This window comes from Arthrobacter sp. UYP4 (genome assembly GCF_057291175.1).
This window is the reverse complement of sequence record NZ_JBXAVU010000004.1, coordinates 138,987-153,862: the sequence shown is the minus strand read 5'-3', so window position 1 is coordinate 153,862 and position 14,876 is coordinate 138,987. Positions and strand designations below refer to the sequence as shown.

General features: G+C 70.1%; 12 protein-coding genes. 9 read left to right on the top strand and 3 right to left on the bottom strand.

Annotated elements, in window-relative coordinates:
• Positions 1-4 precede the first annotated feature (4 nt).
• On the bottom strand, positions 5-1,090 hold the full coding sequence (locus tag AC0Z9V_RS14720; RefSeq protein WP_133079995.1) for an inositol-3-phosphate synthase: 1,086 nt from the start codon (positions 1,088-1,090) through the stop codon (positions 5-7).
• Positions 1,091-1,281: 191 nt separating this feature from the next.
• Between AC0Z9V_RS14720 and AC0Z9V_RS14715 the strand changes: the two genes are divergently transcribed.
• The 6 genes from AC0Z9V_RS14715 (at position 1,282) to efeB (ending at position 8,928) form a co-directional block, all read left to right on the top strand.
• A complete protein-coding gene (locus AC0Z9V_RS14715; RefSeq protein WP_485141964.1) occupies positions 1,282-2,922 on the top strand; it encodes a glycosyltransferase family 87 protein in 1,641 nt (546 codons plus the stop codon).
• The gene (locus AC0Z9V_RS14710) at positions 2,919-4,028 is read left to right on the top strand and encodes a lipid II:glycine glycyltransferase FemX (protein ID WP_485141963.1); all 1,110 of its coding nucleotides are present in this window, start codon (positions 2,919-2,921) and stop codon (positions 4,026-4,028) included. The genes AC0Z9V_RS14715 and AC0Z9V_RS14710 overlap by 4 nt, the downstream gene beginning before the upstream one ends.
• A gap of 41 nt (positions 4,029-4,069) precedes the next feature.
• Positions 4,070-5,509, top strand: coding sequence for a phytoene desaturase family protein (locus tag AC0Z9V_RS14705; RefSeq protein WP_133079992.1), 1,440 nt, complete (start codon positions 4,070-4,072; stop codon positions 5,507-5,509).
• A gap of 88 nt (positions 5,510-5,597) precedes the next feature.
• The gene (gene efeU / locus AC0Z9V_RS14700; RefSeq protein ID WP_485141962.1) at positions 5,598-6,446 is read left to right on the top strand and encodes an iron uptake transporter permease EfeU; all 849 of its coding nucleotides are present in this window, start codon (positions 5,598-5,600) and stop codon (positions 6,444-6,446) included.
• Entirely contained in the window at positions 6,443-7,645 is a 1,203-nt protein-coding gene (efeO, locus tag AC0Z9V_RS14695; protein WP_485141961.1) for an iron uptake system protein EfeO, read from the top strand. The genes efeU and efeO overlap by 4 nt, the downstream gene beginning before the upstream one ends.
• A 5-nt stretch (positions 7,646-7,650) precedes the next feature.
• A complete protein-coding gene (gene efeB, locus AC0Z9V_RS14690) occupies positions 7,651-8,928 on the top strand; it encodes an iron uptake transporter deferrochelatase/peroxidase subunit (protein ID WP_485141960.1) in 1,278 nt (425 codons plus the stop codon).
• Positions 8,929-8,940: 12 nt separating this feature from the next.
• Here efeB and AC0Z9V_RS14685 read toward each other — a convergent pair whose 3' ends face one another.
• Positions 8,941-9,519 (bottom strand): TetR/AcrR family transcriptional regulator, encoded by a 579-nt coding sequence (locus AC0Z9V_RS14685; protein WP_485141959.1) that lies wholly within the window; start codon positions 9,517-9,519, stop codon positions 8,941-8,943.
• Positions 9,520-9,608: 89 nt separating this feature from the next.
• Between AC0Z9V_RS14685 and AC0Z9V_RS14680 the strand changes: the two genes are divergently transcribed.
• The 3 genes from AC0Z9V_RS14680 (at position 9,609) to AC0Z9V_RS14670 (ending at position 14,432) form a co-directional block, all read left to right on the top strand.
• A complete protein-coding gene (locus tag AC0Z9V_RS14680) occupies positions 9,609-11,090 on the top strand; it encodes an MFS transporter (RefSeq protein WP_208739650.1) in 1,482 nt (493 codons plus the stop codon).
• 200 nt (positions 11,091-11,290) lie between these two features.
• Positions 11,291-13,543: a putative bifunctional diguanylate cyclase/phosphodiesterase gene (locus AC0Z9V_RS14675; protein ID WP_485141958.1), complete on the top strand. Its 2,253-nt coding sequence runs from the start codon at positions 11,291-11,293 to the stop codon at positions 13,541-13,543.
• A 91-nt stretch (positions 13,544-13,634) separates the two neighbouring features.
• Positions 13,635-14,432, top strand: coding sequence for a response regulator transcription factor (locus AC0Z9V_RS14670; protein WP_485141957.1), 798 nt, complete (start codon positions 13,635-13,637; stop codon positions 14,430-14,432).
• Here AC0Z9V_RS14670 and AC0Z9V_RS14665 read toward each other — a convergent pair.
• The gene (locus AC0Z9V_RS14665; protein WP_485141956.1) at positions 14,402-14,875 is read right to left on the bottom strand and encodes a hypothetical protein; all 474 of its coding nucleotides are present in this window, start codon (positions 14,873-14,875) and stop codon (positions 14,402-14,404) included. The genes AC0Z9V_RS14670 and AC0Z9V_RS14665 overlap by 31 nt on opposite strands.
• Position 14,876 lies beyond the last annotated feature (1 nt).

Sequence of the window (14,876 nt, the reverse complement as noted above, 5' to 3'; positions counted from 1 at the left end):
CTGCCTAGCGGTCGAGGTCGCCGCGGATGAAGGCTTCGACCTTCTCGTGGGCGATGTCGTCGGCGTACTGCTCCGGCGGCGACTTCATGAAGTAGCTGGACGCGGAGAGGATCGGACCTCCGATGCCGCGGTCCAGGGCGATCTTCGCAGCGCGGATGGCGTCGATGATGACACCGGCCGAGTTCGGGGAGTCCCAGACCTCGAGCTTGTACTCGAGGGACACAGGGGCATCGCCGAAGTTACGGCCTTCGAGGCGGACGAACGCCCACTTGCGGTCGTCGAGCCAGGCGACGTAGTCGGACGGGCCGATGTGGACGTCGTCCGCGTGCAGTTCGGCCTTGACGTTGGAGGTGACGGCCTGGGTCTTGGAGATCTTCTTGGACTCGAGGCGGTCGCGTTCGAGCATGTTCTTGAAGTCCATGTTGCCGCCGACGTTCAGCTGGTACGTGCGGTCCAGGGTGACGCCGCGGTCCTCGAAGAGCTTCGCCATGACACGGTGCGTGATCGTGGCGCCGATCTGGCTCTTGATGTCGTCGCCCACGATGGGGATCCCGGCATCGGTGAACTTGTCGGCCCATTCCTTGGTGCCGGCGATGAACACGGGCAGGGCGTTGACGAACGCGACGCCGGCGTCGATGGCACACTGCGCGTAGTACTTCGCGGCGTGCTCGGAGCCCACGGGCAGGTAGCAGACCAGGACATCGGCCTTCGAGGCCTTGAGCTGGGCGACGATGTCGACGGGTTCCTCGTCGGACTCGACGATCGTCTCGCGGTAGTACTTGCCCAGGCCGTCGAGGGTGTGACCGCGCTGGACGATCACGCCGGTGGGGGGTACGTCGGCGATCTTGATGGTGTTGTTCTCGCTGGCGCCGATGGCCTCGGCGAGGTCGTGGCCGACCTTCTTGCCGTCGACGTCGAACGCCGCCACGAACTGCACGTCCCCCACGTGGTACTTGCCGAACTCGACATGCATCAGGCCGGGAATCGTTCCCGCCGGATCCGCGTCGCGGTAGTAGTGCACTCCCTGCACCAGTGACGCGGCACAGTTGCCGACTCCAATGATTGCCACGCGAATGGGGTTCTGTCCCACAGTTCTCCTCGAAAGCCAGTTGAATATGCCCCGACCGTCATCGCTCCGGGCGCGGTCGGCAGGAAATGCCAGTCTACGTTCAGTATCCAACTCCGCCGCGTGCTCCTCCATTCCTTGCCTTCCCGGACGGGGCGCGTCAAGCTGCGTCCCGTCCGCACCGGGGTGCGCCGGCCTGCCGCTAGGCTCGGTGGATGACGTCGGGGACGGGGACACGCGGACCGTACCGCATCAGCGTCCCCACCCGTTCGGACCCCGTCCTCGGGCCACTGGTCGAGGGAGTCGGCGGGCCCCTGGGACGGCACGCCGATCCGGGCCGGATCGCTCCCCGATGGTTCACGGTCGAGCGGGTCCTCATCCTCCTCACGGTCGCCGCGGCCGTACTGGCCGTGGTGGTCAAGAATCCGTGTCGGCTCCAGGGGTGGTCCTCGCCCGACTACTTCTACCGGGCGTGCTACTCGGACTGGGCGGAGCTCTACCAGAGCCGCGGCCTCGGCGAGGGGATCCTGCCCTTCATCACACCGGGGGTGCTCTTCGAGTACCCGGTGCTGCTCGGCCTGCTGGCCTCGGGCACCGCCGTCCTCGTGGATCTCCTGGCGGGCGGCGCCGCGCCCGGTACGAAGTCGCTCCTCTACTTCGACCTGAACGCGGTGCTCCTCACCGGCATATGGATCCTGACGGTGCTCGCCACGCTCCGGCTGGCGAACCGAAGGCCGTGGGATGCCGTCGTCGTCGCGACCGCACCCGTCATCATCCTGTCCGGCACCATCAACTGGGACCTGTGGGCCGTGTTGCTCGCGACGGCCGGGATGCTGGCCTTCGCCCGAGACCGCCCGGTCCTCGCGGGCGCTCTCTGGGGCCTCGGCGCTGCCGTGAAGCTGTACCCCGTGCTGCTGCTCGGTGCCGTCCTGGTCCTCGCGCTCCGGTCGGGGCGGATCCGGCCGTTCCTCTCCGCCTCCCTGGGCGCGGTGGCGTCCTGGGCCGCGGTGAATGTGCCCTTCCTGCTCCGCGACCCGGAAGGGTGGGCGTACTTCCTGACGTTCTCGGAGTCGCGCGACGCCGGCTTCTCCTCGGGCTGGTACGTCTACAACGCCCTTGCCGATCGGGCCGGCGCGGCGACGCTGTCTCCCGCAGCCATCACGGCGGGCGCGATGATCCTCTTCGCCCTCGCCTGTGCCGGGATCGCAGTGCTGGCCCTGCGATCCGTACGGCGCCCGCGCCTGGCTCAGCTCGCCCTGCTGGTCGTTGGCGCGTTCATCCTCTGCAACAAGGTCTATTCACCCCAGTACGCGCTCTGGCTGGTGCCCCTGATCGCCCTCGCCGTACCCCGCTGGCGCGTGGTCCTCGCCTGGCAGCTCGTCGAAGTGCTCCACTGGATCGCCGTCTGGCTGTACCTCGGGGGTCGGACGAGCGGTGGCGCCCCCGAACACAACCTCGGGCTCGGTATGTACTCCTGGGCGGTCCTCGCTCATATTCTCGCTACTGCATACGTCCTGGCTGTCGTCGTCGGGGAGATCCTGGCACCCGAGCGGGACGTCGTGCGGCGTGTCGGCATCGACGACCCCCAGGGCGGCCCCTTCGACGGGGCCGTCGACCGCTTCGTCCTGCGGCCCGGCACGGTGTCGACCGGAGCCGCCGGGCGCGGGCGCGGGCGGGCGGTCCCGGCGGCTCCGGTCGGGACGGCACGGAGGAACTCCGCCCGCGCTGCTCCGATAGGCTGGCAGGACCGCGGGGAAGCCGTTCCCGTGCCGGCGGATCTCGGTCCCGGGCCGGCACTGGAGCGCACATCGGCCGCCCGCGCGCCATCATCAGGACCAGTGGAAGACCATCAGTGACTGCAGCACCCCTGAACTACAGCAAGCTCGACGGGACCGCCTTCGCCGCGATCGCCGACGCCCATCCGCACGTCGTCATCCCCATCGAGCAGACGCCCGACTGGGTCGAGTTCGAACGCGCGCTCGGGCGCTCGCCCCTGGGGATCTGGTCCTATCGGGACGAGGCCGGGACCCTGGTGGCGACCGCCAGCTACGTGCACATCGTGCGTCGCTTCAGGGAGTCGGTGGTGGTCGTCAACGGTCCGGTGTGGTTCGCCGAGCGGACCCCGGCCGCGGAACGGGTCCTGATGGAGACGGTGCGCCGGCAGTTCCGCGACTCCGCCGACGTCCATCCCCTGTACGTCCGCATGCAGGTGTCCACCCTGCAGGCGCCGGCCACGGGTCCCATCGAGCACGGCTGGTACGAGCGCGAGATCGTCGTGGACCTGACGCCGTCGGAAGCGGACCTGCTGAGAAGTTTCCGGCCGAATGCCCGCAACAGCATCCGTCGGGCCCAGCGCAACGGCGTCGAGGTGCGTTCCATTCCCCGAAAGGAATGGAAAGAGGTCTTCGCGGCGCAGCTGTTCCCGATCATGCAGGAGACCGCGGAGCGGGACGGGTTCCAGTCCTTCGACTCGGCCTACTACGAGACGCTGCTGACGGTCCTGGGGGACCATCTGCGGCTCCTGGTCGCCTACCGGGACGGTGCACCCCTGAGCTGGCTGATCACCACCGAGTACCGCGGATACTCCGTCTACTACTTCGCCGGAAGCACGCACGAGGCGCGCAGCACCTTCGCGCCGTACCTGCTGCTGTGGGAGGCGTTCAGGGTGCTCAGGGCCGCGGGCAACACGGCGTGTGGCCTGACGGGCATCGTGAGCGAGAACTACCCGGGCCTCGCGAACGTCACCACTTTCAAGCGGAACTTCTCCAAGAACGTCGTGGTGGTTCCCACGACCTACGACATCCCGCTGGACCCCAGAAGATATGCCGTCGTCGCGTCGCTGCTCGCCGCGCGCCGGACGGGCCCGAGTACCCTGCGGGGTGCCGTCCGGCGTGCCGCGGGCCTCGTGCGGCGGTTCCGGACGGGGCAGAATGCTCCCGGTACACCCACCGCGGAGACCTAGCGTCGGGCGGGGTGGTCCCGCACGGCAGGAGAGGAAGTGCCATGCCAGATGTCGAGGTTGTCGGTGCGGGCCCGAACGGTCTCGCGGCCGCGGTCGTCATGGCACGGGCGGGACTGTCCGTCCGGGTCCACGAAGCATCTGCGACGCTGGGGGGCGGTTCGCGTTCCATCGAGCTGATGCAGGAGGGGCACCTCCACGACTTCTGCTCGGCGGTCCATCCGATGGCACTCGCCTCCCCCTTCTTCCGCGACTTCGAGCTGAGCCGTCGCATCGGCTTCGCGGTCCCCGAGGTGTCGTTCGCCCATCCGCTCGACGGCGGCCGCGCGGGTATCGCGTACCGCAGCTTGGACAGGACGGTGGAGGGCCTCGGGGAGGACGGCGAAGCCTACCGCCGGTTGATGCAGCCCCTGAGCGAGCGCGAGCGGGCCATCCTCGCCTTCACGCTGAACCACGTGGTGCGCATCCCGAAGAGCCCCCTGGCCGCGCTGCGCTTCGGGCTCGCGACCCTCGAGCAGGGCCTGCCGTCCTGGAACCGCCGCTTCCGAACGGACGAGGCCAGGGCCCTGGTCACCGGCGTGATGGCGCATCCCGTGGGAACGCTGCCGTCGCTCGCCGGTGCGGGTGCCGGCCTGACGCTGAACCTCCTCGCCCACACGGTGGGCTGGCCGATCCCGGTCGGCGGCTCGCAGTCCATCGCGGACGCCCTCGCCCTCGATCTACGCCGCCACGGGGGTGAGGTCGTCACGGACAGCAGGATCGAGACGCTCGCCGAGGTGTCGGACGCGCGCGTGGTGCTCCTCGACGTCGCGCCGAAGACCTTCCGCGCGATGTCGCGCGGCCGGCTCCCGGCCGTGTACGAAGCCGCCCTCTCCGCCTTCACCTACGGCAACGCGGCCTGCAAGGTGGATTTCATCCTGTCCGCCCCCGTGCCGTGGACGCATCCCGAACTGCACCGCGCCGGCACCGCCCACCTCGGCGGGACCCGGGAGGAGATCGCCGCAGGGGAGAAGCAGGTCAACCAGGGCAGGCATCCCGAGCGTCCGTACGTCCTGCTGTCCCAGCCGTCGTCGTTCGATCCGACCAGGGCGCCGGAGGGCCGGCACACCCTCTGGACCTACTGCCACGTGCCACGGGGGTCCACGAGGGACATGGCGGAGGCGATCACCGCGCAGATCGAGCGGTTCGCCCCCGGGTTCCGTGACGTCGTGGTGCAGAGCCATACGACGACGGCGAGCGAGCTGGAGGTGTACAACGCCAACTACGTGGGCGGGGACTTCAGCAGCGGCGCGGTGAACCTGCGCCAGATCGTCGCCCGACCGGTACCGTCCCTCCAGCCCTGGGCGACGCCGCTCAAGGGGGTCTACCTCTGCTCGCAGTCGACCCCGCCGGGCCCGGGCGTGCACGGGATGGCCGGACTGAATGCGGCGAAGCTCGCGCTCCGGCGCGAGTTCGGGTTGCCGGTCCCCGCGTTGGGGCTGTGAGCCGGTAGCAGGCGCTCGACGGACCGGAGGTTAGGCTATGCTTACCTTGCCTCGCTGACAGGGGCTTCCCCTGCAAGAAAGCCGTTCCATGTTCGCCAACTACCTGATCGGCCTGCGTGAGGGCCTCGAAGCCGCGCTGGTCGTCGTCATCCTCGTGGCGTACCTCGTGAAGATCCAGCGCAGGGACCTGCTGCCCGGCATCTGGCTCGGGGTGGCGCTCGCGGCAGTGCTCTCGCTCGGTTTCGGGGCACTGCTCACCTACGGGACGCACGGACTCACCTTCGAGGCCCAGGAGGCGATCGGCGGCTCGCTGTCCATCGTCGCGGTCGGCCTCGTCACCTGGATGGTCTTCTGGATGGCACGGACGGCGAAGAACCTGCGCGGCGAGCTGCACGGGCAGGTGGACCGCCGTCTCGCCGCCGGGGGCACAGGCCTCGTGGTCGTCGCGTTCCTCGCCGTCGGCCGCGAAGGTCTCGAGACCGCCCTGTTCCTCTGGTCCGCCGTCCAGGCGACGGGCCAGACCACGCAACCCCTCCTCGGCGCCGCGCTGGGGCTCGCCTCCGCCGTCGTCCTCGGCTGGATGTTCTACCGCGGGATGCTGCGCATCGACCTCTCGAGGTTCTTCACCTGGACCGGCGGCATGCTGATCATCGTGGCGGCCGGGGTCCTCTCCTACGGCATGCACGACCTTCAGGAGGCGGGCATCCTGCCCGGCCTCAACACCCTGCTGTTCGACGTCAGCGCAGCCGTTCCGCCGTCGAGCTGGTACGGCACGCTGCTGAAGGGCACCGTGAACTTCTCGCCGGCCACCACCTGGCTCGAGGCGATCGCCTGGCTGGCGTACACCATCCCCACCATGACCCTGTTCATCCGGCGAAGCGCGCGGCGGATGCCCGCTCCCGCCGCGACGATCCCCGTTCCCCAAGGAGCCAAGTGACCACCGCCCGCCTTTCGAAGCCTGCCGCGGCCGTCGCCGCCTGCGGCGTCCTCCTCGCGACCGCCTGCACGCCGAACGCCTCCGCCGGGACAGCCGACGGCGCGTCGGGGGGGCTGAGCGTCACCAGCACCGCCGAGGACTGCTCGGTCTCGGCCGCCACCGCGGAGAGCGGTCCGCTGACCTTCAGCATCACCAATGCCGGGGACCAGGTGACCGAGTTCTACCTCCTCGCCGAGGACGGACTGCGCATCGTGTCCGAGGTCGAGAACATCGGACCGGGCATCAGCCGTGACCTGGTGGTGAACGCCAGGCCGGGCTCCTACTACACCGTCTGCAAGCCGGGCATGGTGGGCGACGGCGTGGGCCGCGCTTCGTTCACCGTGACCGACTCCGGGACCGCCGTCGAGCCGACGGGCGACGAGCGAACGCAGATCGACGCCGCCGTGGTCAACTACAAGGCCTACGTCAAGGACCAGGTGGACCAGCTCCTGACGGGCACCGAGGACTTCGTGGCCGCCTACGTCGCCGGTGACGACGACGCGGCCCGCCGCCTCTACCCGACCACCCGGATGCACTTCGAGCGGGTGGAGCCCGTGGCCGAGAGCTTCGGCGACCTCGACCCGAAGCTCGACAACCGCGAGGCGGACCTCGCCGAGGGGGAGGAGTGGACCGGCTGGCACCGCATCGAGAAGGACCTGTGGCCGCCGGCCGACGCCGCGTACACTCCGCTGACGCAGGCGGAGCGGGAGGCGGTGGCCGCGCGACTCGTCGAGGACACCACCACGCTGCACGCCGCCGTGCAGGAGATCGACCTGTCCCTCGACCAGCTGGCCAACGGGGCGATCGCCCTTCTCGACGAGGTGGCGAACGGGAAGGTCACGGGTGAGGAGGAGATCTGGTCCGGGACGGACCTCTGGGACTTCCAGGGCAATGTCGAGGGGGCGCGGGTCCTCGTCGACGGCCTGGAGGACCTCCTCGAGGACAAGGATCCCGAACTCGTCGCGACCCTCGAGTCGGACTTCATGGACCTCTCCGCCGAACTCGACAGGCACCGCACGAGCGCGCCTGGTGCCGCGCAGCGCGACATCGCCTACGTCTCCTACGGCGACCTGTCCCAGGCGGACGTGAAGGCGCTGTCCGATCGCGTCAACGCACTCGGGGAACCGCTCTCGCGGATCACCGCGGTGCTCCTGGGCTAGCGGCCATGGCACCGGGTACGTTCCGGATCTCACGGCGGCGGGCCCTGTCCCTCGCCGGGGCAAGCGCTGCCGCGGGTGTCGGTGCCGGCGTCGTCGCGGGCCGGGCCGTACCCGACGCCTCCGCAGGTGCCTCCGATCCCGGGTCGCTGGCGTACCCGTTCCACGGCGACCACCAGGCGGGTATCACGACGCCCGCCCAGGACCGGCTGCACTTCGCGGTGTTCGACGTCGGAGACGTCTCCCGCGAGGACCTCGTCGGCCTCCTGAAGGAGTGGACCACCGCTGCCGCGCGCATGAGCCAGGGTGGCAGTGCCGGGGAATTCGCGCCCGACGCCGGGCCGTACGAGGCGCCCCCCGAGGACACGGGCGAGGCGATGGACCTGGGCCCCGCCGGCCTCACCATCACGTTCGGATTCGGTCCCACCCTCTTCACCACGGCAGGGGGCGTCGATCGATTCGGTATCGCGGCGCTGAGGCCCCGCGCCCTGGCACCACTGCCCGCCTTCTCCGGCGACATGCTCGAGGAGCGCATCAGCGGAGGCGACCTCTGCATCCAGGCATGCGCCGACGATCCGCAGGTGGCCGTCCACGCCATCCGCAACCTGTCCCGGATCGCCTTCGGTCGGGCGTCGCTGCGCTACTCACAGCTGGGCTTCGGTCGTACCTCGAGCACCAGCACCACCCAGGTGACGCCCCGCAACCTCTTCGGGTTCAAGGACGGCACGGCCAACGTCAAGGCCGAGGACCGTGCAGCCGTGGACGAGCACGTATGGGTCGCGGAGGGCGACGACCAGGCGTGGATGGCGGGCGGCTCGTACCTGGTGTCACGCAAGGTGCGCATGAACGTCGAGCCGTGGGACCGTACGCGCCTCTCCGAGCAGGAGCGGTCGATCGGACGGACGAAGGGCAAGGGCGCGCCACTGTCCGGTGGTGACGAGTTCACGCCCCCCGACTTCTCCGCAGGGGGCAGCGGCGGGGAACCCCTGATCGCCGGACAGTCGCACATGCGGCTGGCGCATCCCGACACCAACGGCGGCGCCCGCATGCTGCGGCGCGGCTACAACTTCGTGGACGGCAACGACGAGCTCGGCCGCCTCGACGCGGGCCTGTTCTTCCTCTGCTTCCAGCGCGACCCCGAGCGGGCCTTCATCCCGGTGCAGACACGGCTCGCGGGGTCGGATCTGCTCAACGAGTACATCCGGCACGTGGGATCCGGCATCTTCGCGGTGCCGGGCGGGGCGTCCGAGGGCGGCTACGTGGGAGCGCGGCTCTTCGAATCGTGACCCGCCGCGCGGTCATCGCACGACGGCGGCTCCATCCTGCCGCTGCAGGACGCGGCGGGCCGCTTCGACCGCCGCGGCGCGGTGCGCGGAGAGCGGTGTTCCGGGTGCGTTCTCGTGGGCGATCAGCGGGGCCTGCACCCAGGCCTGCGCGATGCCGAAGAGGATCGGCAGGAGCTCCTCCGGCACCCAGGAGGGATCGACCTCACCGCTCTCCTGCGCCTCGCCGAGGGCCAGGAGCTTGCGGTCCGGTTCCGCGCCTCCCGGGAGGTCGTAGTCGACGCCCTCGAGCCGCGCCCAGGTCAGCATCCGGAGGATGTCCGGGTGCTCATGGGCATGGTCGAAGATCCTGCCGACGAAGGCCGGTACGTCCGCGGGGTCGAGGACCACGGCACGGTGGAATTCCGCGGCGTTCACGTCGAGGACCGCCTGGAACAGGGCTGCCTTGTCCGTGAAGTGCGCGTACAGGCGCTCCTTGCTGGCGCTGGCGGCCTTCGCGATCCGGTCGATGCGCGCTCCCGCCAGCCCGTATGCGGCGAACTCGCCCCGGGCGGCCAGGAGGATGCGTGAGCGGACGTCCGTCGTCGAGGGCATCCCACGAGTATACCCAAACGAACTAGTTCGTTTGACTCGGGTGATGCGACACCCCTACCCTCGGAACGACATCATTTCTGAGGAGAACCATGACCACCCACCCTTCGGGTCCTTCCGCCGCGCCCACCGGGGACGCTCCGGCGAAGCCCCCCGCGAACCGCTGGCTCGTGCTGGCGATCGTCGCACTCGCCCAACTGACCGTCGTGCTCGACGGGACCATCGTGAACATCGCCCTGCCACAGGCCCAGGCGGAACTCGGCATGTCCGACAGCGACCGCAGCTGGGTCGTCACGCTCTACGCCCTGACGTTCGGCGCGCTCCTCCTGCTGGGCGGACGCATCGCCGACTTCTGGGGCCGGAAGCGTTCGTTCCTCGTCGGCATGGGCGGCTTCGCACTCGCCTCGGCCATCGGGGGGATCGCGACCTCCGGCGAGATGCTCCTGCTGGCGCGCGGGCTGCAGGGTGTCTTCGCCGCGCTGCTGGCCCCGGCCGCGCTCGCCATCCTCTCCGTGACCTTCCCCGGCGGCAAGGACCGTGTGCGCGCCTTCGCCGTCTACGGAACGATCGCGGGCGGCGGCGCCGCCGTCGGACTCCTGCTCGGCGGCGTCCTGACCGAGTACTTCAGCTGGCACTGGTGCCTGCTCGTCAACGTGCCGATCGCCGTCGTCGCGATCGCCGTGGGCCTGCCCGTCCTGCGCGAGAGCCGCGCCGAGGGAAGCACGCGCTACGACGTCCCGGGTGCCGTGCTCGTGAGCCTCGGCCTCGCGTCCGTGGTCTACGGGTTCTCGCGCGCCGAGGCCGGCTGGGCCCGCGCCGACACCCTCGGGTTCCTCGCGCTCGGCGTCGTGCTGCTGGCCCTGTTCGTCCTCGTCGAGGCACGCTCGCAGCACCCCCTGCTGCCGCTGCGCATCATCACCGATCACGCACGGGCCGGCGCCTACCTGTCGTCCATCGCCGTCGGCGCCGCCCTGCTCGGCGCCCTGCTCTTCCTGACGCTGCACTTCCAGATCGTGCTCGGGATGAGCCCCCTGATGTCGGGGCTGGCATCCCTGCCCATGACCTTCGCCATCATCGTGTGCGCCGGTGTGGTCTCACGCCTCCTGCCCACGGTGGGCCCCCGCATCCTCATGACGGTCGGCCCCCTGATCGCCGCGGCGGGACTGCTGCTGCTCAGCCGGATCACGGTGGGCGGGTCCTACGTCCTCGAGGTGCTGCCCTCGCAGATCCTGCTGGGCATGGGGCTCGCGCTGATCTTCGTCCCGCTGCAGAACGTGGCACTGCTCGGTATCGCACCCCGCGATTCCGGAGTGGCCAGCGCGGCCGTCACGGCCACGCAGCAGATCGGTGGCTCCATCGGAACCGCGGTCTTCACGGCCCTGTACACGGTCGGTGCGGGAACCGGGACCGCGGAGGGTGCGGCCGGCGGCCTGCAGTCGCTCGTGGACGGATACTCCGTGGTGTTCCTTGCCGCGGCCGTCGCGCTCGCACTGGCCGCGCCGATCTCGTGGTTCATGATCCGGGTCGCGAGGAACGAGTTCACCACCTCCGGGGAGGCCGTGCACCTCGGGTAGGAGCCCCGGCGCCGGTCCTGCCACCCCGCCCCGCGACCACCGACGATGCGGAGCAGGGGGCGGCGGTCCGGACGGCCGGTCCCGCACCCGAAGCCAAGTATTTCGGCAGGGTATGGGTGCCCTCGGCAGAAGACGGCGGTCGGCGGTGTCCCGGCGTCCTATGCTTCTGGTTCCACGACCGAAGCGAAACGAGGGACTGAATGCGGCGCGATGATGCGCGCACGGCTGATCCGGACCGCACATCGCGCCTGCACCACAGGCACGTGCTGACCGCCGGGATGGTCCTGTTGCTGGTCGCCTACACCGCCGGCCTCCTCGTCGGGGATCCGGCGACGTTCGATCCGTTCCTCGATGGCTGGCTGTGCGTGGTCACCGAACTCGCCGCCGTCGCCCTGTGCGTCAGCGCGGCGGTACGGACGCGATGCGCGGAACCGCAGATCGTCCTGGGAGCCGGGGCGGTCATCGCCTATGCCGCGGGCGATGCCTACTACGCCGCATCCCTGGACGGGGAGACGGCGCTGAGCTACGCCTCCCTGGCCGATGTCGGCTACTTCGCCTTCTATCCGCTGATGCTCGGATCGCTGGCGGTCGTGGCGGTGCGGAAGCTGAAGGGGCTGCTCTGGCCGCTGCTGCTGGACAGCATCGTCGGGGCGCTGGGTGCGGCTTCCCTCATGGCACTGGTGCTCGCGCCCGTCCTGCGCAACGCGACGACGGGCGGCAGCACCTTCGAGGTGGTCGTCGCCGTCGCCTATCCCCTCCTCGACCTCCTGCTGATCACGGCGGTGGGCGGCGTACTCGCGTCCCGCGGGCTCGACATCGGTCCGCGCTGGCCGTTCCTCATCGCGGGGCTGATCGTCTTCTCCGCCGCCGACGTGGCCTACGCGTTCGGCATGCAGGAATACGCCGTCGGTTCGGTGATCGACTTCGGCTGGGTCGCCGGCCTCGCAGGGATCGCCACCTGGGTGGACGGCGCCGCCGACCGGACCACGCCACGCGACGGCAGGAGCCAGGGTGTCCCCGAGTTCGCCGCGCCCGTCGTGTCCGCGGCGTCCTCGCTCGCCGTCCTCGTGATCGGCTGCCAGTTGCGGATACCCCTGCTCTCGGTGGTCTTCGCCGCCTCGACGCTCGCCCTTGCCTCCGTTCCCCTCGCGTTCCGCAACCGCATGCTCGTCACCCTGGCCAGGACGGACGAGCTGACGGGGCTGCCCAATCGCCGGGCGCTGCTGACGGACGTCCCCGACCGGTTGGGCAGGGGGCGCACAGGAGCGCTGTTCCTGCTGGACCTCGACCGCTTCAAGCACGTGAACGATGCGCTCGGGCATGATGTCGGGGACGCGCTCCTGGTCCAGGTCGGTGAGCGTTTCAGCCGCCAGCTGCGGGCGGGAGACGTCCTCGCCCGCCTGGGCGGCGACGAGTTCGCCGTGTTCCTGGACGGCGTCGGTCCGGTCGAGGCCGTCGCAGCCGCGCAGCGACTGGAAGCGGCGCTGGCGGCCCCCGTGGAGGTGGGCACGGCCGACCTGCAGGTCAGCGCAAGCATCGGTATCGCCCTGATCCCGCAGCACGGGACGGACATGGGGCTGCTCATGCGCAAGGCGGACATCGCGATGTTCCGGGCGAAGTCGGAGCGCATCGGCCACCACGTGTACGACCTGACGGACGACGACGACGGCGAACTGCGGCTGCGGACCATCCAGGAACTCCGTACCGCCCTCGCCCGGGACGAGTTCGAACTGCACTACCAGCCGAAGCTCCGCCTCGCGGACCACCGCGTGACGGGTGTCGAAGCCCTCGTCCGGTGGAACCACCCCACCCGGGGCCGGCTCCAGCCGGCCGCCTTCCTGCCCCTCGCCGAGGAGGCCGGGCTGATGCCGGCACTGTCCTCGCTGGTGCTCCGGCGCGCAGTACGGAGGGCGGCCCGGTGGCGCGCCGACGGACTGGACATCGCCGTCGCCGTCAACCTGTCCGCTTCCTGCATCCTGCCGTGCCTTCCGCAGGAGATCGCCGTCCTGCTCGAGCAGTACCAGGTGCCGCCCTCGTGCATCATGCTCGAGATCACCGAGGACGTGCTCATGTCGACCCCGTCGGGAAGCGCCGGGATCCTCGCCCGCCTCCGCGCGGAGGGGATCCAGGTCTCGCTCGACGATTTCGGGACCGGGTACAGTTCGCTGGCCTACCTGCGCGATCTCCCCGTGGACGAGCTCAAGCTCGATCGCTCCTTCATCATCGCCATGCGGGACGACGAGCGCGCGAGCGCCCTCGTGGGTTCGATCATCGACCTCGCCCACAGCCTGGGCCTCAGGGTCGTCGCGGAAGGCGTCGGCGACGAGGAGACGAGGGAGGCGTTGCGGGAGCGCGGGTGCGATTTCGCGCAGGGATTCCACCTGGCCGCTCCGCTGGCGGCGGTCGAGGTCTCACCCTGGATCGCCGGTCGGACCGTGGGGGCACGGGCATGATGCGCGCCGCGCCGACCGGTCAGGCCAGAAAAACGGGAGCACCGGTCCGATGCGCTCGGTCGGAGTGCCAACGTCTGGCAGTGTGTAATCCATGACAACCGACCCCGATGCGCGCGTCGCGCTCATCATCGAAGACGACGCCGATGTGCGGCAACTGCTGGTCATGACGCTGGGCATGAACGGGTTCGTCACGATAGAGGCCGAGAACGGGCGCCAGGGCGTCGCCCTGGTGCGCGACCGCCAGCCGGACCTCGTGACCCTCGACCTCAATTTGCCGGACATCGACGGCGTGGAGGTGTGCCGGCAGATCCGGCCCATCACCGACGCCTACGTCATCATGATCACCGCGCGCCAGGACGAGATCGACCGCCTGATCGGCCTCGAGATCGGCGCGGACGACTTCGTCGTCAAGCCGTTCAGCCCGCGCGAGGTCGGCGCCCGCGTGAACGCCATGTTCCGACGTCCCAGGACCACCGTCCGCAGCGTGTCGCAGCCACTGCTCGCTCCCGGCGGGCACACGGCGGAGGTTTTGCAGCCTGTTGCAGCGCCGGCGGTCGCGGCCCCCGAACCCGTCGAAGGGCTCCTGACCCACGGTCCGATCAGTATCGACACCGAGGGTCGGATCGCGATGCTCGACGGCGTCGAACTCCCGCTGACGCGGATCGAGTTCGACCTCCTGGCCACGCTCGTGTCCGGGCCGCGCCGGGTATGGCAGCGGGAGACGCTGCTGTCGCGGATCTGGGGCGACGGCTGGGTCAACGACCAGCACCTCGTCGAGGTGCACATCCGGAACCTGCGGAAGAAGCTGGGGGAGGACACCAAGGCGCCCCGGTTCATCCGGACGGTGCGCGGCGTCGGCTACCGGATGATGCCGGCCAGCTCGGACTGAAATTCCGTGCCGAGGCCCTGGAGCCGCGCGAGGAGTGCGGGGTGGGTCGACGGCCGGTCGACGAGTTGGAGCCCTGCCGAGGACACGTCCTCGAGCCGGCGTGCTCCCACCATCGAGGCGCTCACCGTGAGGCTGAGGAGTGCGACGACGGCGGCGTCCGCGTCCCGCGCGGCGAACGCGGCCTGGACGGCCCCGATCCGCTGGGGGAGCATCCGACCGAATATCCCGGCGAACTGCAGCGCGCCCTCCTGGTTGGAGAGCTCCACGCCCAGGTTGTCGAGGATCCGCCGGTCGAGCACGGGAAGATGGGACACGTCGGTCCTGTCGGTCGCGGGGCGGGAGGTGCCGGGAGCGCCGGCGGAAGCAGGGTCGGCGCCGTCCGTGGCGTCGGCCCGCGTGCCCGCCGGGATGGCCGGGATGGCCGGGAGGTCGATCGTCGCCACG